Origin of the sequence: Clostridium sp. 10cd* (assembly GCF_044336395.1) — a bacterium.
Taxonomy (GTDB): Bacteria; Bacillota_I; Bacilli_A; order Erysipelotrichales; family Erysipelotrichaceae; genus Clostridium_AQ; species Clostridium_AQ innocuum.
In genome coordinates, this window is the sequence record NZ_CP172347.1 from 4,551,893 (window position 1) to 4,569,148 (window position 17,256).

Here is a 17,256-nt window from a genome sequence, read left to right on the forward strand (position 1 = left end):
CATAAGCTTTAGATGAGCAGAAATTTACCCCTTTCATAACGTTTTATATACTCCGGGTCCTTCAGCTTTCCTTTTTTCGACAGCTCTTTTTCCGATGCTGCTCGTCTTGATTTACCATTGCTTATCGGGGTATCCTGATGGAAATCCATATGTATAGTTTATATGCAAGATTTGTCATCAAGCCGTTTTCCAAGACTTCCGCCGGGATGAAATTTATGGAAATCCGATGGATTGAATCCGCGTTTTTTGGAAATGGCACAGGCAATTGCATCACCAAGTACCAAAACCAGAGTTGTGGATGAAGTTGGTGCAAGATTGTATGCATCTGCCTCCGTCACCTTTGGATAAATCAGAGTAAGGTCACATGCTTTTGCCAGTATAGAATCCCTATTCGCACAGCAGGCCACTGTCATACAGCCTATGCTGTGCAGCGGAGTTAAAACCTGTATGACCTCCTGTGTAGTTCCACTGTTGGATATGAGAATTACGATATCCTTTTCCTCTATCATTCCAAGATCCCCATGAACACTCTCTGTAGCATGAACAAAGAATGAAGGTATACCAAGCGAAGCAAATGTTGCGGCAAGTTTTGCCCCTATATGCGCTGATTTTCCAACACCGCAGAATACCACCTTTCCCTTACATTCCTCTATTGCGGCCATTACTCTTTCACATTCCTGCAGAGACATAGCTGATAATGCATCCAGTGCTGTTTTTTCCCTTTCTATTGCTTCTATAAGATATTTTTTCATTTTAACCTCTCAATAGCGTCATATGTCTTTTTCAAACGACACAGACCATCCTCTACCTTGCTTCTCGAACAACCTACATGAAATCGAAGATGCTGTTTAGCTCCGTAGACAGTCCCGGACATGATAGCGACTTTCCCTTCATGAATGAGAAACTGCTGCATTTGAGCATCCGAAATACCAAGTTCATGAAAATCAATCCATGCGAAATAGCAGCCTTCGGGTATCTGAAATTTCAGCTTCGGCATATGCTTCTGTATATAGCTCTCTGTGTACTTAAGATTATCATATAAATAAGAGCATAAATCATCTACCCATTCCGCACAGTGTCGATATGCTTCTATGGTAGAAAGCACCCCCAGTATAGCTGGGGAATTAACAAACTCCGTATACCTCGTCATTGTTTCAAATGCCTCATAAATTTTGAAATCCGGAAGTATCACATAGGAACCTTGCAGGGAAGGTATATTGAATGTCTTGGATGGAGAGGAACAAATGAAACAACGACAGTCAGAAGCAAGCTTCAGTACAGGAATCCCTTTTTCCTTATACGTGATATCCATATGAATATCATCGCTGATTACTGTAATATCATATTTCTCGCAAAGCTGTAAAAGCTTTTGCAGTTCCTGTTTTTTCCATACTCTGCCTACAGGATTATGCGGGTTGCAAAGCAACAGAATGCGTGCTTCCTTGCATTTTTCTTCCACATCCTCAAAATCAATTTGATAATACCCTGCATTCTCCAGCAGTTCACTGCTAATCAGTCTGCGCTGATTATTTTCAATAACCTTATAGAAGGAATCATAGGCCGGTGTGAATACTAAAACACCGTCCCGAGGCTCACTGCATAGCTGTAGCAGCTTTGCTATGGAATACATAACGCTGGGACTGTAACAAATCCAATCTTTGCTAATCATACAGTCATAGCGGCTCGCATACCAGTGAACAATTGCGGATAGATAGTCCTCATTTTTCCAGCGGCTGTAGCCGTATATCGGGTGCTCAATCCGCTTTTTCAACGTATATACAAGGCTCTTTGGACATGCAATATCCATATCCGATATGGTGAACGGGAGAAGATTGTCTGTTCCGAAACGATCTTCGATATAATCCCATTGTGTACAAAAGGTTCCTCTTCGATCTATGACCGTATCAAATTCTGAGCCGCTCATGCCTGCTGCATCTCCATCGCTTTGTTTATTTGCTTACGTAAAGCATAAACCTGTGTACCCACAATCACCTGAATTGTATGCTCATCCAAATGCACAACAGCAATACCGCCTGCATTCTTAATTGCATCTTCATCAATCAGATTAACATCGTTTAATTCCAGACGCAGTCTTGTAACACAGTTATCAATGGAAACAATATTGTCCTTTCCACCCAGTGCTTTCAGCATCTGAATACCTTTATAGGATGAAAGTGCCGCAAAGTCATCCATATCCTCTGTATCCTCTTCACTGATAGCCATAACCTCTTCTCTCCCGGGTGTTTTGATATCGAATCGCTGGATAGACCATTTGAATATAAAGTAATACAGTGCAAAATAGAATGCCGCAAACGCAATAGCAATCGGCCAGCCAGTTCTGGTACCACGCAAGACACCAAATGTAATGAACTGAATCAAATCACCGGTATAACCCATGAGCACGCCAAGATACGGCAGAACCATATTGGCAATACCATTTAATACAGTATGAACAAAAAATAGCGGAGGACATGCGAACAGGAATAAGAATTCAATAGGCTCAGAGATACCGCCAATCACGACAGTTAAAGCGCCGGTTATCAGCAGACCTTTGATTTTCTTTCTATTCTGCGGCTTTGCGCAGCGATACATTGCCAACGCCGCACCACACAGTCCGTATTGAATCATCAGCTTGCCTTGTTCCATTTTGCCTGCCAAATCTAATGGAATATCCATATTATTAGCTACATAAGCAAGAAACATATTAACCGTTCCCATATATTCCTGACCATTGATAATAGCAGTTCCGCCAATTGGTGTAAAGCGGAAGGTACTCGTTACCAGATGATTCAAACCAAACGGAATTGTTACACGTTCAGCTACCGCATAGGAGAAATAACCAATCGGTCCGGAGGTGGATATCCATTCCCCAATCATCTTAAAGAAATTGTAAAATGGCTGCCAGAATAAAGGTACCGCTACCATGCCGAAAATTCCCATGATCACCAACATGGCAATCGGTGCCAGACGTGGCCCGCTGTAAAAACCTAGCGCCTCCGGTATTTTTACCTTTGATATTTTCGGATATAGCCAGAATACCATAAGTCCAGCAATAATACCGCCAAGAACGCTTGTATTATACGTCTGAATTCCCAGAATCATCCCCTGCCCTGCTTCTGTCATTTTATCTGCAGCAGCCAGTTGATCCGTAATTGTCAGATAGAAGTTTGTACCGATATGCATAGCCATAAAACTAACTAGACCGGTAAATGCACCAAACTCTTTTTCCTCCTTCAGTAGTCCTAAAGGAATCGCCATCGCAAACAATACCCCCAGATTATTAAAGGCAAACAAGCCCAGTGTTGTCATAAAGCTGAAAATTTTCTGCAGCACAGGATTACCCAGCAATGGAACCGCCTCTATCAGACTTGAATTTGTGAATGCCGATCCGATTCCCAGCAGCATACCGCACACACTCAGTAAAGCAATTGGAAACATAAAGGTTTTTCCCAGCATTTGAAAGAACTGCCAAAGACTTTTTTTCTTATTTTCCATACATTTTCTCCTTTTTATACATAACTATTTTTCTAATTCATGCAGCTGATTCGCCTATATCATAAGTAGGACTTTATTCTTCCTGCTTACTGCACGAAAAAAAGACCCATATCTGCACCCTCGTCCAGATGATCAGGTCTTGCCTTTCGTAACAATCCTAATTTAATATTTTCAGTATATGTACCATGATGTAGAACAGCTCCTGTCTGCCCAGCTCATAGTCATAATTATGCTTCACAAAACTTTTTATTCTTTCTAAACATGATTTCATTTCAGGATTCATTTCCAGCATCATACGATACATTTTATCATTGAAATCCTGTTTTATATGCGTGCGGTCAACTGTAAAAATCCGCTGTCCCAGATACTTCAGATGCATTGCAAGACGTGTTTGATCGAAGTCCTTCTCCTTCCAGTCAATATGCATCGTAACCTCAATAATATGTAGAATCTGTTTACTGAAGGTCAATATTTCTTCCGCACTGTTTTTGTGATCCTGACTTCTGGAATTGATGATATGCATGGCGATGAAGCCTGCTTCATCGAGAGGAAGGTGAACCCCTGTCTTCAAGGCGATATATTTCAATGCCCACACACCGATCTGATACTCCTTATGATACAGTGTTTTGATTTCCGGCAACAACAGATTAGGAAGATGTATCCCTTGTTTTTCACGTTCAATAGCAAATGCTATATGATCCGTCAATAACAGCACCATCTGATTGTTTAAACCACCCTTGAATTCCTTAGATGCTTTTTTGAAGATGATTTCAGAAAATTCGAAGTATTCAACCGGTATATTTTCCAGCATCTGATAAAATCTTGTTCTTTGTGTATTCTCAATCAGATACCTTTTTTCGATTTTTCTTTCATCAATCTGATCTCCAACCGCCTTGTGAAATCCGATACCCGGACCGGTTACTATCATTTCAGTTTTATCCTGGGAAATCGTGGCCACGGTGTTGTTATTAAAAATTTTTGCAATTTTCATACTACTCTCCCTTTCGATAAAAAAAGGCCATCCCTGTCAGTCCCCCGACATCAATGGTCTTGCCTTTGCAGTAACAATCCTGTATCTGTCTTCATTATAAAGCGTTTTCAATATTTGTCAATACGTATTTTTTATTTCCATATTTTTCTATATACTCGATTATATGAATAAGCGGTTTGCTATTGCAACGCAGAAAGCATAGGAAAACAAGCTTAATTTATAAAGTGTTACTTCGTGTATTACAGTATAATTTTAGTATCATGATGACTATATGTGCTTACAGAAGAATAAGAAGTTTTTACATAGCAAGCATAAGGTTACTTATCCCTTGATTAAACAAGTGCCACATATACTATTTAAGATACCTTTTTCAAAAGATAGTTGACAAAAGGGCTGCTTGCTTTTATCATGAATATGTATTATTTAACATGTGACTGTTAAATCAGGCATGGGTCTCTGCGTGAGCTCATGTCTTTTTTTAGCAGCAGGAGGTAAATGAAAATGTTCACATTTAGAAGAAAAAAACAAAGGGAGCTTTACGCTCCTGTAAATGGATGCGGTATTGCTCTGGATGATGTCAGGGATGAAGTGTTTTCAAAAAGACTTATGGGGGATGGCTGTGCATTCCTTCCAGAGACAACGAGCGTATGTTCACCGATAGACGGTGATTTAATTCTTGTCGCAGATACGCTTCATGCTTTTGGTGTGAGAAGCAGAGAAGGAATTGAACTGCTGATTCATATCGGTCTGGATACCGTGAAGCTTCAGGGAAAAGGATTTCAGGCATTACAGTCTGTCGGTACAAGCATAAAGGCAGGTACACCGGTGATATCATTTGATTCTTCCTATCTGCATGATGCTACCCTCGATATGACAACGATGCTGATAGTTACGGATTGTGCAAATCTGAAAATCAAAGAGATTACAAAGGGGTATGTCAATACAACTGATCCCGTAATCATTATGGAATGATAATCATATATCGTTTTACCGATTCTTTTCTACTGGCATAAAAAAACTCTGCTTGTTCTTCAGAAAGAATTAAGCAGAGTTATTCGCCATTTGTATCTTCGCTGCTGCCACCGGGAAGTTTAAAAACCTGTTCACCCTTTTTTATGACAAGAAATTTACCCCTTGCATAACGTTTTACATACTCCGGGTCCTTCAGCTTTTCCTTCTGTGCAGACAGCTCTTTTTTCTGTGAAGACAGCTTATTGATTTCACTGTTGTTTGCCGAGATTTCCTGCTTCAGATTCAGCATGACAATAACATCCGTGCTTGCTGCATAAATCAGATAACATGAAACCCCTATTGCGAGAAGACTAATCAGGATTTTCATCGGATGCTTTTTTCTTTTTCTTTTTTTTACGGCTGCTTTTTTTTCGTTTTGCATTCGCTTTCCTCCTCTTCCTGATTTTGCCTGGTAATCTAATTATAGCAATAATTTTCGATTTGGCAACGAGAAGTTTCACTTTAAACGGATGCAGCAGCCTGCGGATGGCTGTGAAAAGCTGCAGAAACACGCTGAGATACCATGTAAAATAGATAAAAGCACCTAGAATAAAAAAACAGATGAGATAGATATTCGTTATACCGCCATTGATCTTATACAATCCAATAAACATAAGGGATGTAAACAGAATATGATACAGGATCTCTACGATTCCTTTTAAAATCGGAAAACGGAGATACTTTACAAAGCTGATTAAAAAACTGAAGCCGAAAGCATATACCCATCCCATCAGAAAATGATAGAGTATTGCCTGAATCTGTGTAGGCAGCAGCATTATTTAAAGATTTTTGAAATCACTGATTCCTTTCCGTTTCCCTTTTTATTGGATACATAGGATAGAGCTTCAATGACACCGCGTATTACAACATCCCCGCGTTCTGTATCCAGCTTGCCCAAGGTCAGATCCTTTCCCTGAATCACCATCCATCCCTGTGCGGTCTCCAGCAAAAACTCACTGGAATCAAAGCTGTCAATCTGTTTGACGCCGGTCAGCTCCATCACCTTGCGGTCCTTAATAATTACGTTATGATATGGGTTCGTTTCAAAACGAAGCGGATTGCTAATGTTATCTTCCATACAAACTCCTCCTTATTTCTAGTTCATTACAATCTATGTCTGGAGAGCGGGGAATAGAACAGCAGCACAAAACAAAAAATATCCCGGCCTCAGTCTTCTGCCAGAATATCTTTTACTTCTTCTTTCTTAATCAGCTTTTCTTCCACAACCTCAAACATCAGGGAAGCATCATTTTTATTTGCCTGCTTCTGTATCATGGTTACATTAACAGTCAGCTCACGGTATCCGAAAATAACCTTGATGGTATCTCCCACTTTTACATCTGTAGAAGGCTTTGCAATTTTTCCGTTTACATAGACACGTTCCTGATCCGCCAGCTCCTTTGATACGGTACGACGTTTCAGAATACGCGCTGTTTTCAGATATTTATCAAGACGCATATACTCACCTCTACAAATAAGTTTATCATTTATTGCTGCTGTTGGCGAGATAAAAGTTGTACAAATGCCTCGACTGCATAAAGCTCGGACTTTTCCAGCTCCTTCTTATCAAATACGATAATAAAGGAACCATACCAGTCTCCAAATGCGGTGACCGGATAAATCAGACCCTTATAACGCTGTGCACTGTCCTCATAGATACGCTCATTATCAAAATCCTTCAAACGATGTGTTTGTGCAATCATAAGAAAATGATCATGTATCTTATGATCTGTTTTCACCATACATTCATCCTTCACAAAAAATACAGTATTCTGATATATGGCACGCAGGGTATCGCACATAATCATGATTTCTTCCATATGCTTGGACATGACATCAAATTTCTGAATTACAATTCTGTCATTATCGATAAAGAATTCAATGGAATCTCCTTCTTTCATGCGGTACTGCTTTCTAATTTCTTTTGGTATAACCAGTCTTCCAAGGTCGTCAAGACGTCTTACAATTCCTGTTGCTTTCATTTATAGACACTCCTTTTCTTTCAATAGTATGGACATATGACAATCGCTTTATACCTGACGGCAAAGAGGAAAGACATTTCCTCTGATTGAAATTTCATTCAAATTCAGACATAAATTGCATATAAATTATCATAAATGAAGGTATTTTTTTACAAAACTAATTGTTATAACAAATATAACTATATTAAATTAACCTTTTATACATAAAAACATTTAGAATGTAGTTGTCAATAGAAATAGGAGTGATCTGACATGACAATGGGACAAGTATGTTGTGAGCGGATTCATGATCTGTGCGACGAGAGAAAAATTTCTCTGAACAAACTCAGTATCATGTGCGGAATGACGCAGTCAACGCTGAGCAACATCACATCAGGCAGAAGCAAGAATCCAACCGTTTCCACGATCAAAAAAATCTGTGACGGTCTGGATATCACGCTTGTGGAATTTTTTGATACAGACGTATTCAAAAACCTGGATCAGGAAATTAAATAAGCTGTTTGTCAGCCTGAAAAAAAACTGTTATGGGAACTATTCATGCAATCCCATAACAGCTTTTTTATTTACCTGTTTTTATTTTACATATGCCTTCAGGCGTTCAGCCGGTTCAGTGCTTTCCCACTTCACCTGCAGATCATCACGGCCAAAGTGACCATAGGCTGCCAGATTTCTGTAAATCGGCTTACGAAGCTCCAGTGTCCTGATAATTGCAGTAGGACGCAGATCGAATTCCTTCCTTACGATTTCTGCGATTTCTTCATCCGGAAGAACTCCGGTTCCAAAGGTATCCGCAAGGACGCTGACAGGCTGTGCCACACCGATGGCATAGGCAAGCTGTATTTCACATTTGCGAGCAAGACCTGCCGCAACAATATTCTTGGCAACATAGCGTGCCGCATATGCCGCACTGCGGTCAACCTTGGTAGGATCCTTTCCGGAGAAAGCTCCTCCGCCATGACGGGCCATACCGCCGTATGTATCGACAATTATCTTTCTTCCTGTCAGACCGCTGTCTCCCTGCGGCCCGCCGATTACAAAGCGTCCTGTCGGATTTATGTATACTTTTGTTTCAGCATCCATCATATCCGCATCTACAATCACATCAATGACATGCTTCTTTAAATCCTCGCGAATCGTGTCCAGAGAAACCGTATCGGAATGCTGTGTGGAGATAACAATCGTATCGACACGCTTTGGACGGTCATTCTCATATTCAACGGTTACCTGTGTCTTCCCATCCGGACGAAGATAGTCCAGTGTGCCGTCTTTTCTTACCTCTGTCAAACGGCGTGCAAGACGGTGTGCAAGGGATATTGGCATCGGCATATATTCCGGTGTTTCATCACAGGCGTAGCCAAACATCATTCCCTGATCTCCTGCACCATTGTTTTCCTCCCCACCCTCTTTGGTTTCCAGCGAGTGATCAACACCAAGTGCAATATCCTTGGACTGCTCATCAATGGAGGTCAGAACCGAACAGGTGGTTCCGTCAAAGCCGTATTTTGCTCTGTCATATCCGATTTCCAGAACTACATTTCGTGCAATGCTTGGGATATCGACATAACAGCTGGTAGAAATTTCTCCCATGATCATGACCATACCGGTTGTACAGCAGGTTTCACAGGCAACTCTCGCATCCGGATCCTGTGCCAGAATCGCATCAAGAACAGCATCACTGATCTGATCACAGATTTTATCAGGATGTCCTTCCGTCACAGATTCGGAAGTAAAAAACTGTTTATTTAACATAATCGTTTCCTTTCTTTTCACTAATTACCATCATTCTTATTTTACATCTTTCCCTATTGCTAAACAAGCACAACATGGGGAAGTTACTTTTCGCATTTGTACAATGCCTGATATGACAGCCCTTTTAAAGGTGTAGCACGAAAGAGTCTGCAGGGATATGGAAGCAGGTATCCTTCTATATCTTCTTATAGCCTTTCAGCAATTTACTTCAGCTTTAGAAATTCAGGTGATTGCTTTGATGCAGCTATACGCCGTGTTTTATGCAGTGTTGTCTCTGTCGATAACCGGTTATATTCCTGCTCCTGAATATCCTGAGATGTACGATAGCGCTGTTTCATGTCTGTTTTCAAATCCATCTATTGTATAAGACAGCTTCAGCTCTTCAAAATGGATATCCCCCCGCTTGTTATCTGTTTTATTTATATACTCACTGAATTTCTCATTATTCGTCAGCTCTACTGTATATACCGTGGTTGCATCCTGCTCCTGCTTCTGATAGCGGAAGTAATCCTTCGCCTCTTTTCTATATTTCTGAAAAAGCAGAGAGGATAGAAAATTTTCTTTATCCTTGGATGTCACAGGTGTTTCCTGCATTTTCTCATAGGTATTGTCAACGTTCACAATATATACATGCAGCACGTCATTCTTCAACTGCAAAACAGTATCTATCCTGCCAGATTCACCGGTATCCTGTGGATGCGCACCTGATACTGCTTCAGCTCTTTATTATGAAATGCAATATTCATCTGTATGGCATCTGTATCATGATTGCGTTTTTCATCCATTATTATTTCATCTTTAAAGTATCGCTGTGTACTGCTTATCCTTTGGCTATCTTCAATATGTAAACCGTTTGTATCTTTCAGCATATCAATTTTCGCAAGAATTTCCAATCGTATATTTTCTTCCTTTGCATGATCCTTCTGCATAATGCAGCCGCAAAGGACAGCGGCAGCACATAGTAAAATTCCTATACCTCTACAGTTCATATCCTACCTTATTTTCAGGAAGCTGTTTGTTCCTCCCCCATTGGCTCTGTGCGTTCCAGCACCTCAATCACGGTATAGAGCCAGTCCTTAAGCTTTGGCAGCTTCATGGTAATCTTGCCGTTCGTATAGCGTATCGTTATATTTTTTGATATGGTTGTCATCATTTCGAATAATGCAACACCGTCAATGCTGTTTGACCATGCACTAGTAAACGCCAGCTCAACCGCCTTTGGCAGTTCACGGAAGGCATCCACATGCGGCTCATTGATACAGATATCCAGCCGCTTCTTTTCAAATAACAGCTGTACAGCCTTCGGCAGCTTTCCGTAATTATCCTTGATTTCATCCATCATGGCAAGCAGCTCCTTTTTGGTATGAATATCCTCCATACGCTGGTACAATGTGATTTTTTCATAATCCTCGGTTGCAAAGCTGCTTGGAATGTATGCGTCAACCTTGACATTCGCCTTCGTCATTTCCGGTTTCACCTCCGGCTTGATGCCCTTTTTCTCCATGATGGCACTGTTTAGCATTTCGATATACATATCAATACCGACCGTATCAATAAAGCCGGCCTGCTGCGGCCCCAGCATATCTCCGGCACCACGTATGGTCAGATCGCGCATGGCAATTTTATAACCGCTGCCCAGCTGCGTGAATTCCTTGATGGATTTTAAGCGCTTCATGGCAATCTCACTTAATTGCTTTTGCGGGGAATACATCAGATACGCATAGGCAAGACGATCGCTTCTGCCGACTCTTCCCTTGATCTGATACAGCTGACTCAATCCGAAGTGGTCAGCATCTTCAATCAAAATCGTGTTGGCATTGGGAATATCAATACCGGTTTCAATGATGGTCGTACAGACAAGCACCTGATATTTATTATCTGTAAACTGCAGCATGACATCCTCGATATCCTCCCGTGTCATCTGCCCGTGCGCAACACCGATTTCCACCTCCGGCATGGCATCCCGAAGCTTTCTGGCCACATTATAAATTTCCTTTACATTATTGTACAGATAGAACACCTGTCCGTTTCTGGCAAGCTCACGCTGTATGATTTCCTTCACCATCTGAAAGTTCTTTTCGATAACATAGGTCTGTACCGGCATACGGTTCATCGGCGGGGTTTCCAGCTGCGACAGGGAACGGATACCAATCAGCGACATCTGCAGGGTACGCGGAATCGGGGTTGCACTTAACGATAAGACATCCACACTGTTTTTCAGCTCCTTGATTTTTTCCTTATGCTCCACACCAAAGCGCTGTTCCTCGTCAATGACAAGCAGTCCCAAATCCTTAAATACGATATCCTTGGAAAGCAGACGGTGTGTTCCTATCAGGATATCCACGTTTCCTTCCTTCAGATCATGGATGATATGCTTTTGATCCGAGGGCTTGATAAACCGATTTACAACGGCAATATTCACAGGAAAATTGCGGAACCTCTTCATAAAGGTTTTATAATGCTGAAGGGATAAGATCGTCGTCGGACACAGGAATGCCACCTGCCGGCCCTCCGCAACTGCCTTAAATGCTGCACGGGCCGCAACCTCTGTCTTACCAAAGCCTACATCTCCGCATAGCAGACGATCCATCGGCTTCGCAGATTCCATGTCCTGCTTGATTTCCTGTACCGCTCTTGCCTGATCCGGGGTCAGCTCATATTCAAAATCCTCTTCAAACTGTTTCTGCAAAGGGGTGTCCTTTGCGAATGCATGTCCGATATTCTCATCTCTGGATGCATACAGCTTCACCAGACGATCCGCCAGCTCTGCAATCTTTGCGCTGACCTTTTTCTTTGTCTTCTCCCATTCTCCGCTGCCCAGCTTATTCAGCTTCGGACTTGCACCTTCCTTGGATACAAATTTCCGGATAAGCTTAAACTGTTCAAGCGGTACAAGCAGAACATCATCTCCCTTATAGGCGATATGCAGAAAATCCTTATGTACACCATCTATTTTCTTATTCACAATTCCCAGATATTTACCGATACCATGCTGGTTGTGTACTACATAATCTCCGACATTCAGCTCCTGATAATCATGCAGAACCTCCGCCTCTTTGAATTTATTGCTGTAGCGGGCTGCTTTTTTGACACTGTGAAACAGTTCCTTTCCGGTATAGACACAGATTTGTTCCTTCAGGCAGGTAAAGCCTTCGGGAAGACTGGCATTCAGAAACTGGATTCCCGGTTCCAGCGTATCCGTGGACGTTACATTGCGCCAGGATATATTTGCTTCCTCCAGCAGCCCTTTCACCTGTTCCTGCTCCTTGTGGTTCAAGCAGAGCAGAACCCTTCGTTCTCTTGCCTGATGCTGTACCTCCTGCATGGTACGCTCTAGATTGATATCTCCCAGTGACATGGTCATGATCTGTGAGGTTATCGGTTTTTTATAATCGACAAACTGATGAAATTCCATATAGCTGTGCTTTTTGATGGAGCTGTACAAATCTGTGAACACATCAAAGCTGTGCAGACTGATTCCCTCCTGAAAAAGCTCCTGAAGATAGGAAACCATTTCCTCGTGCATATGCTTGACGCTGTCCTGCACTTCCTCTGCGCTGGACAGAATGATCTGTGCGTCCGGGGCATAATCAAAGACCGTGCTTCTGTTTTTCAAAAAGGCATAATATTTATAGAACCGGCTTTCCATCATGTGATTGCTGATGAGATCCAGATCTTCATTCACATGCTCCTGCAGCAGCTTCTGCATAGCGATATCGTGCTGGGACAGCTGATTTTTCAGCGCCTTATTCGCCTGCTCCACCAGTTCGGCAACCTGTGCATCTGTAAACAGCAGATCACTGGCCGGGATAATCATGGCTTCCTGTACGATTTCAATTGTCCGCTGTGTCGCAATATCAAAGAAGCGGATGCTTTCCACGATATTATCGAAAAACTCTATACGCAGCGGATGGTCATAATTCATGGAATACACATCAATGATTCCACCGCGTGCCGCATAGCACAGTGGCTGATCAACACGGCTGACATGCGTATAGCCTGCTTCAAAGAGAAGCTGCTTCAAATCCTCATATTCAATTTCCTGATCCTGCTTTAACGTAATACAGTGATTTTTGAATACCTCAGGAGAGGGTAGAAAGCGAATGGCTGCAGCTGTATTTAAAACCGCCACAAAAGCATCCTGCTGCTGCAGCTTTGCCATTGCCTCCATCTGTATCGCTTTGTTTTCCGGTGAAGCTGCGATTGCTTCTACGCGTAGTGATTCCTCCAATGAGAAAAGCAGCACTTCATCCCCAAGGAGGGCCTGCAGGCGCTCGTAAAGCTTCTGTGCTGTATAGGCGTTATTCTTGATAATCAACAGCTTCTGCGGTTTTTGGCGGTAATCTGCCGCAAGTAGAAGAGCCTCCTCCATATACGAAAGATTACCCAGAACACTCTCTTTTTTCTGAATACTCAAAACCGCTTCATTCTGCTGAAGCTCCTTTAATAGAATTTCCATATGTATTTCCCTATTTTCTGTTGAAGTGGCTCATGGTATCCATAAAGGAATGAGAACAGCTGTAAATAGCTGCATCTCTGGCCAGTTCAACTGCCTGTCTGTAATCTTCCAGTTCTTCCCTGCGTATCTTGCCGAGCACCCAGTCAATTACCGGTATACGTGCATCCTTGCCTATACCGACACGAATTCTGTCAAATTCCTGTGTTCCGATATGGCGGATGATATTTTTCATTCCATTTTGTCCGCCGGCACTTCCCTGTGCTCGCAGACGTATTTTTCCTACCGGCAGATCAAGATCATCATAGATCACAAGCAAATCCTGTGCTGACAGCTTATAAAAATCCATAGCTGCACGAACCGCTTCCCCCGATAAATTCATAAAGGTCTGCGGCTTCATTAAAACAACCGCCTCACCACTGATTCTCGTATTTGCAATCAGTGCCTTAAACTTTTTCTGTGTAACATCAACACGGCATTCCTCTGCAATGGCATCCAGTACGCAGAAGCCGGAGTTATGACGCGTCATTTCATATTCCTTACCGGGATTTCCCAGTCCTACAATCAGTTTCATGCAATCACCTCTGTTTCGCTTTCTATATTATACCAAAAAAGCAGAGAATTACATCCTAAAAAGCCTGTTTTCGTACAGGCTTGCTTTTTGCTTGTATTCATTCGGATATGTGCGTCTGTATGAATGCTGTTTTTTTATATACCTGCTTGAAAAGATCAGTCAAAATGCAGCATATATGCGCTGTGATGTTCCGCTTTATATTTTTTTATTTTCCTTACAGCTTGCTTCCGTCTCTTGATTTCTTTTTGAACTCTTCTGCTTTTGTTTTTTTGGACCTGTTTCCTGCTCGTTTGCATCATTCTTTACAAAAAAATCCTTTTGTAATATAAAATCCGGCCGCTTTAATTTTTTATCTGCCATGAAAATCTCCTTTCTCTTACTACTTCAACAAAATCCACCCTTAAAATTGAAGCTCATACAGCTTTTCTGATATCCCTGTTTTTAAATTCTTTCTGTAGTAAACAGAGGACTGCAGCCTGTATCCTGTTCTCCACCCTATGGATACAGATTCATCGGGTACACTGTAATTCACGCTGAAATAAACGACATCTTTTTGCACATCTACATTGCGGATATCAACATATTCATCTACAGTAGAACGCCTGTAATAGTCCTCACCATTGACGACTAGCTTCTCTCTGGCATTGTTTCTATAAATCCAGATATTCCCGTTATCATCCTGAAAGGGCTGATTTATTCTTCCATACTTCATGATTTCCCCGGATTCATATACCGTAAAGTTAATGGGAGCTTCCCCCAAGACCTTGAAATTTGAACCATCTTTTTTTACCTTGGCAAGCACGCCGCCCTGGTATACAGACGCTGAGCCTCCATATGTCCCGCAGGAGAAATAAACCTTATCTTTCACGACCTGAACACAGTTAATATATAAATTTGTACTTGTCTGTATTATCTGGTTTACATCTTCTTTCCTTACATCTGCCAGTCTGCAACGCTCTGTAGCATCAAGCTTCACGCTTGCAAGCACTATATGCTCGTCTGTATCCTTCGGATGCTCTGTGAAATAAACGGTATCATCATCTGTATATAAATATTGTGCGTCCGTCTCCAGCAGCAGTATATCCTCAGTTTCTGTATCCATAACATGAATTTCAGTTTCTTCACTGTTGGTGAGAACAAGATATTTATCATACACTGCATGTACTTCGTAGTCACCATAGGCGTGCTCGTCTTTTCCCTGCATATTTAATGAAAACAGTTCCCGTTCCTTATTCTCTTTGCTGTTATTTCGATACAGATACATACGCTCATTCACAATCCAAAGGTTACCATAGCCGTTTCCCTGATATATCACAGTTCTTTTACCATTTGCATCCGTTTTTACCAGCTGATTGGCATCACATGTTACATAGTCGTAATTTGCAAATAGAGCAGCTGTTTTCAGACTATTCGTTGTATACTCCCACGCATAGGTTTCATTCGCATATGTTGGATGTGCAGAACCGGAATCATCAAATCCTGTCAGTATTTTTTTGTGCATTTGAAAGGTCTGCATGCGAACTGTGCCCTCCCCGTTATAAAGATAGCTGTATTCCTTTGGTACATATTTACATAGCGCTTCACCTATATGATAAAGCTGTTTATAAATCGATTCCTTGCCATCTTCCTGTATTTTCCTGTCCGTTACGGAGTCATTGCCTATCTGTTTTGTACAACCGAATACATTAGCTGTAAAAAGAATTACTAACAGAAAATAAAAATACTTTTTTACTTTGTTACCTTGGTATCGTATCATACTGGCATCTTCTTTCTATCTTATTCTGTCACAAACAGTGTTTCAACCTCATCCGGACATAGTTCAGGATTATGCCTGTGCTTATTGAAAAAAATCTAACTTATCTCATAAGGTATTGATGTTTTGTTAGCTTCTCACGACTTTACTCATGACTTTACTCATGACTTTACTCACGACTTTACTCACGACTTTATTATACTTCTATATCAAAGATAATCAATCAAAGAAACAGATATTTATAAAAAAGGTTCTATCTCGATTACGGGGGACTTAAAACAGGGAGAATTCAACACTGATATATTTATCAATAAAAGTCGAATTCTTCCTTTTGCATACACCCTAAAGTGAGAAAGTCCATAAAAAAAGAGCAAAGCCTTTTTCATTTTACATTTCTGTGCTTTACTCTTTATTACTTTTTAAGATATTCCTACAGCAGCTTTGCCAGCTCTCCGATATGTTCAATAACGATATCCGGCTTTACATCACTTGTATCAATGTCCTCAGCCTTTGTTTCTCCACTCAATACAAGAATACTGGTAACCTCGCTGCCATCCGCTACCTTGATATCCGTATACAGACGATCACCGATAATAGCAATCTGATCCGGTGAACATCCGGTTTCCTCGACGATATAGTCCAGTGTCTTCCCACTTGGTTTTCCGAAGAACTCAGGATATTTTCCGGTACTTGCTTCTATCAGCTTTGCCATACTTCCGCAATCAGGAATAAAGGTATCATGCTCCATTGGACAGTTTAAATCCGGATTGATTCCGTAATACAATGCGCCTTCTCTGATAAAGGTGCATGCCTTGGAGAGTTTTTCATAGGTCAGTGTTGTATCAAAGCCCAGAATCACGATATCCGGTTTTTCTTCATCCAGTATCCAGCCGTGTGCTTCAAACTCTTTGCGCAATGCAGGTGTCCCTACCACATACACACGCCTGCCGTCATGATGTTTTTTTAACCAGCGAAGAATTACATGGGTTGATACCATCATCTGTTTTTTATCGATATCAATTCCCATACCATGCAGCTTATCTATATACGCAGCTAAATCTCTGGAGGAATTGTTGGTAAAGAAATAATACTCTCTTTCGGTAGCCTTCACCGTATTGAGAAAATCATGTGTGTATGGAAATAAATTCTTCCCCAGATAGATCGTTCCATCCATATCCAGAATAAAGACGCGGATTGCTTCCATCTTCTTCTGAATCATTTTTTTATCTGTTATCATATAACTCC

Annotated in this window: 19 protein-coding genes; 2 read left to right on the plus strand and 17 right to left on the minus strand. The window is 41.4% G+C overall.

The window, feature by feature from the left end:
- Positions 1–158: 158 nt before the first annotated feature.
- The 4 genes from ACG3M1_RS22615 to ACG3M1_RS22630 all read right to left on the minus strand — a co-directional run bounded on the left by ACG3M1_RS22615 (position 159) and on the right by ACG3M1_RS22630 (position 4,486).
- The gene (locus tag ACG3M1_RS22615) at positions 159–752 is read right to left on the minus strand and encodes a KpsF/GutQ family sugar-phosphate isomerase (protein ID WP_009270051.1); all 594 of its coding nucleotides are present in this window, start codon (positions 750–752) and stop codon (positions 159–161) included.
- Positions 749–1,924 carry a MalY/PatB family protein gene (locus ACG3M1_RS22620; RefSeq protein WP_002606638.1) on the minus strand — a complete coding sequence of 392 codons (1,176 nt, stop codon included), beginning with the start codon at positions 1,922–1,924 and terminating at the stop codon, positions 749–751. The genes ACG3M1_RS22615 and ACG3M1_RS22620 overlap by 4 nt, the downstream gene beginning before the upstream one ends.
- A complete protein-coding gene (locus ACG3M1_RS22625) occupies positions 1,921–3,495 on the minus strand; it encodes a PTS transporter subunit EIIC (RefSeq protein WP_008816085.1) in 1,575 nt (524 codons plus the stop codon). Before ACG3M1_RS22625 ends, ACG3M1_RS22620 begins: the two co-directional genes overlap by 4 nt.
- Positions 3,496–3,652: 157 nt before the next feature.
- Positions 3,653–4,486: a PRD domain-containing protein gene (locus ACG3M1_RS22630; RefSeq protein ID WP_002606640.1), complete on the minus strand. Its 834-nt coding sequence runs from the start codon at positions 4,484–4,486 to the stop codon at positions 3,653–3,655.
- 501 nt (positions 4,487–4,987) lie between these two features.
- Between ACG3M1_RS22630 and ACG3M1_RS22635 the strand changes: the two genes are divergently transcribed.
- Entirely contained in the window at positions 4,988–5,458 is a 471-nt protein-coding gene (locus ACG3M1_RS22635) for a PTS sugar transporter subunit IIA (RefSeq protein WP_008816084.1), read from the plus strand.
- A 79-nt stretch (positions 5,459–5,537) separates the two neighbouring features.
- Here the strand turns inward: ACG3M1_RS22635 and ACG3M1_RS22640 are convergent, their stop codons facing one another.
- From ACG3M1_RS22640 to ACG3M1_RS22660, 5 genes are all read right to left on the minus strand, one after another.
- The gene (locus ACG3M1_RS22640; RefSeq protein ID WP_009270055.1) at positions 5,538–5,879 is read right to left on the minus strand and encodes an FtsB family cell division protein; all 342 of its coding nucleotides are present in this window, start codon (positions 5,877–5,879) and stop codon (positions 5,538–5,540) included.
- On the minus strand, positions 5,809–6,273 hold the full coding sequence (gene yabQ / locus ACG3M1_RS22645; protein WP_002606643.1) for a spore cortex biosynthesis protein YabQ: 465 nt from the start codon (positions 6,271–6,273) through the stop codon (positions 5,809–5,811). Before yabQ ends, ACG3M1_RS22640 begins: the two co-directional genes overlap by 71 nt.
- Complete coding sequence (yabP, locus tag ACG3M1_RS22650) at positions 6,273–6,575, minus strand: sporulation protein YabP (RefSeq protein WP_008816082.1); 303 nt, start codon at positions 6,573–6,575, stop codon at positions 6,273–6,275. Before yabP ends, yabQ begins: the two co-directional genes overlap by 1 nt.
- 89 nt (positions 6,576–6,664) lie before the next feature.
- On the minus strand, positions 6,665–6,955 hold the full coding sequence (locus ACG3M1_RS22655; protein WP_002606645.1) for an RNA-binding S4 domain-containing protein: 291 nt from the start codon (positions 6,953–6,955) through the stop codon (positions 6,665–6,667).
- 29 nt (positions 6,956–6,984) lie between these two features.
- Positions 6,985–7,479, minus strand: coding sequence for an AbrB/MazE/SpoVT family DNA-binding domain-containing protein (locus tag ACG3M1_RS22660; RefSeq protein WP_002606646.1), 495 nt, complete (start codon positions 7,477–7,479; stop codon positions 6,985–6,987).
- Between the two features lie 252 nt (positions 7,480–7,731).
- On the opposite strand from ACG3M1_RS22660, the gene ACG3M1_RS22665 reads away from it, so the two are divergent.
- On the plus strand, positions 7,732–7,974 hold the full coding sequence (locus tag ACG3M1_RS22665) for a helix-turn-helix domain-containing protein (protein ID WP_002606647.1): 243 nt from the start codon (positions 7,732–7,734) through the stop codon (positions 7,972–7,974).
- 78 nt (positions 7,975–8,052) lie between these two features.
- Here the strand turns inward: ACG3M1_RS22665 and metK are convergent, their stop codons facing one another.
- The 8 genes from metK to ACG3M1_RS22705 form a co-directional block, all read right to left on the minus strand.
- On the minus strand, positions 8,053–9,228 hold the full coding sequence (gene metK / locus ACG3M1_RS22670) for a methionine adenosyltransferase (protein WP_009270056.1): 1,176 nt from the start codon (positions 9,226–9,228) through the stop codon (positions 8,053–8,055).
- 288 nt (positions 9,229–9,516) lie between these two features.
- Entirely contained in the window at positions 9,517–9,885 is a 369-nt protein-coding gene (locus ACG3M1_RS22675; RefSeq protein ID WP_009270057.1) for a hypothetical protein, read from the minus strand.
- 8 nt (positions 9,886–9,893) lie between these two features.
- Positions 9,894–10,217: a hypothetical protein gene (locus tag ACG3M1_RS22680; protein ID WP_009270058.1), complete on the minus strand. Its 324-nt coding sequence runs from the start codon at positions 10,215–10,217 to the stop codon at positions 9,894–9,896.
- Positions 10,218–10,231: 14 nt separating this feature from the next.
- Positions 10,232–13,687: a transcription-repair coupling factor gene (gene mfd, locus ACG3M1_RS22685; protein ID WP_009270059.1), complete on the minus strand. Its 3,456-nt coding sequence runs from the start codon at positions 13,685–13,687 to the stop codon at positions 10,232–10,234.
- Between the two features lie 10 nt (positions 13,688–13,697).
- The gene (gene pth / locus ACG3M1_RS22690; protein ID WP_009270060.1) at positions 13,698–14,258 is read right to left on the minus strand and encodes an aminoacyl-tRNA hydrolase; all 561 of its coding nucleotides are present in this window, start codon (positions 14,256–14,258) and stop codon (positions 13,698–13,700) included.
- Positions 14,259–14,453: 195 nt separating this feature from the next.
- Complete coding sequence (locus tag ACG3M1_RS22695) at positions 14,454–14,618, minus strand: hypothetical protein (protein WP_009270061.1); 165 nt, start codon at positions 14,616–14,618, stop codon at positions 14,454–14,456.
- A gap of 40 nt (positions 14,619–14,658) precedes the next feature.
- Entirely contained in the window at positions 14,659–16,014 is a 1,356-nt protein-coding gene (locus ACG3M1_RS22700; protein WP_009270062.1) for a hypothetical protein, read from the minus strand.
- Positions 16,015–16,441: 427 nt separating this feature from the next.
- On the minus strand, positions 16,442–17,248 hold the full coding sequence (locus ACG3M1_RS22705; RefSeq protein WP_002606654.1) for an HAD-IIA family hydrolase: 807 nt from the start codon (positions 17,246–17,248) through the stop codon (positions 16,442–16,444).
- Positions 17,249–17,256 lie beyond the last annotated feature (8 nt).

Coding starts and splice junctions, on each gene's coding strand:
- ACG3M1_RS22630 (WP_002606640.1), bottom strand. CDS start 4,486: ATGAAAATTGCAAAAATTTTTAATAACAACACCGTGGCCACGATTTCC.
- metK (WP_009270056.1), bottom strand. CDS start 9,228: ATGTTAAATAAACAGTTTTTTACTTCCGAATCTGTGACGGAAGGACAT.
- mfd (WP_009270059.1), bottom strand. CDS start 13,687: ATGGAAATTCTATTAAAGGAGCTTCAGCAGAATGAAGCGGTTTTGAGT.
- ACG3M1_RS22680 (WP_009270058.1), bottom strand. CDS start 10,217: ATGAACTGTAGAGGTATAGGAATTTTACTATGTGCTGCCGCTGTCCTT.
- ACG3M1_RS22705 (WP_002606654.1), bottom strand. CDS start 17,248: ATGATAACAGATAAAAAAATGATTCAGAAGAAGATGGAAGCAATCCGC.
- yabP (WP_008816082.1), bottom strand. CDS start 6,575: ATGGAAGATAACATTAGCAATCCGCTTCGTTTTGAAACGAACCCATAT.
- ACG3M1_RS22620 (WP_002606638.1), bottom strand. CDS start 1,924: ATGAGCGGCTCAGAATTTGATACGGTCATAGATCGAAGAGGAACCTTT.
- yabQ (WP_002606643.1), bottom strand. CDS start 6,273: ATGCTGCTGCCTACACAGATTCAGGCAATACTCTATCATTTTCTGATG.
- ACG3M1_RS22640 (WP_009270055.1), bottom strand. CDS start 5,879: ATGCAAAACGAAAAAAAAGCAGCCGTAAAAAAAAGAAAAAGAAAAAAG.
- ACG3M1_RS22635 (WP_008816084.1), top strand. CDS start 4,988: ATGTTCACATTTAGAAGAAAAAAACAAAGGGAGCTTTACGCTCCTGTA.
- pth (WP_009270060.1), bottom strand. CDS start 14,258: ATGAAACTGATTGTAGGACTGGGAAATCCCGGTAAGGAATATGAAATG.
- ACG3M1_RS22665 (WP_002606647.1), top strand. CDS start 7,732: ATGACAATGGGACAAGTATGTTGTGAGCGGATTCATGATCTGTGCGAC.
- ACG3M1_RS22695 (WP_009270061.1), bottom strand. CDS start 14,618: ATGGCAGATAAAAAATTAAAGCGGCCGGATTTTATATTACAAAAGGAT.
- ACG3M1_RS22655 (WP_002606645.1), bottom strand. CDS start 6,955: ATGCGTCTTGATAAATATCTGAAAACAGCGCGTATTCTGAAACGTCGT.
- ACG3M1_RS22660 (WP_002606646.1), bottom strand. CDS start 7,479: ATGAAAGCAACAGGAATTGTAAGACGTCTTGACGACCTTGGAAGACTG.
- ACG3M1_RS22700 (WP_009270062.1), bottom strand. CDS start 16,014: ATGATACGATACCAAGGTAACAAAGTAAAAAAGTATTTTTATTTTCTG.
- ACG3M1_RS22625 (WP_008816085.1), bottom strand. CDS start 3,495: ATGGAAAATAAGAAAAAAAGTCTTTGGCAGTTCTTTCAAATGCTGGGA.
- ACG3M1_RS22615 (WP_009270051.1), bottom strand. CDS start 752: ATGAAAAAATATCTTATAGAAGCAATAGAAAGGGAAAAAACAGCACTG.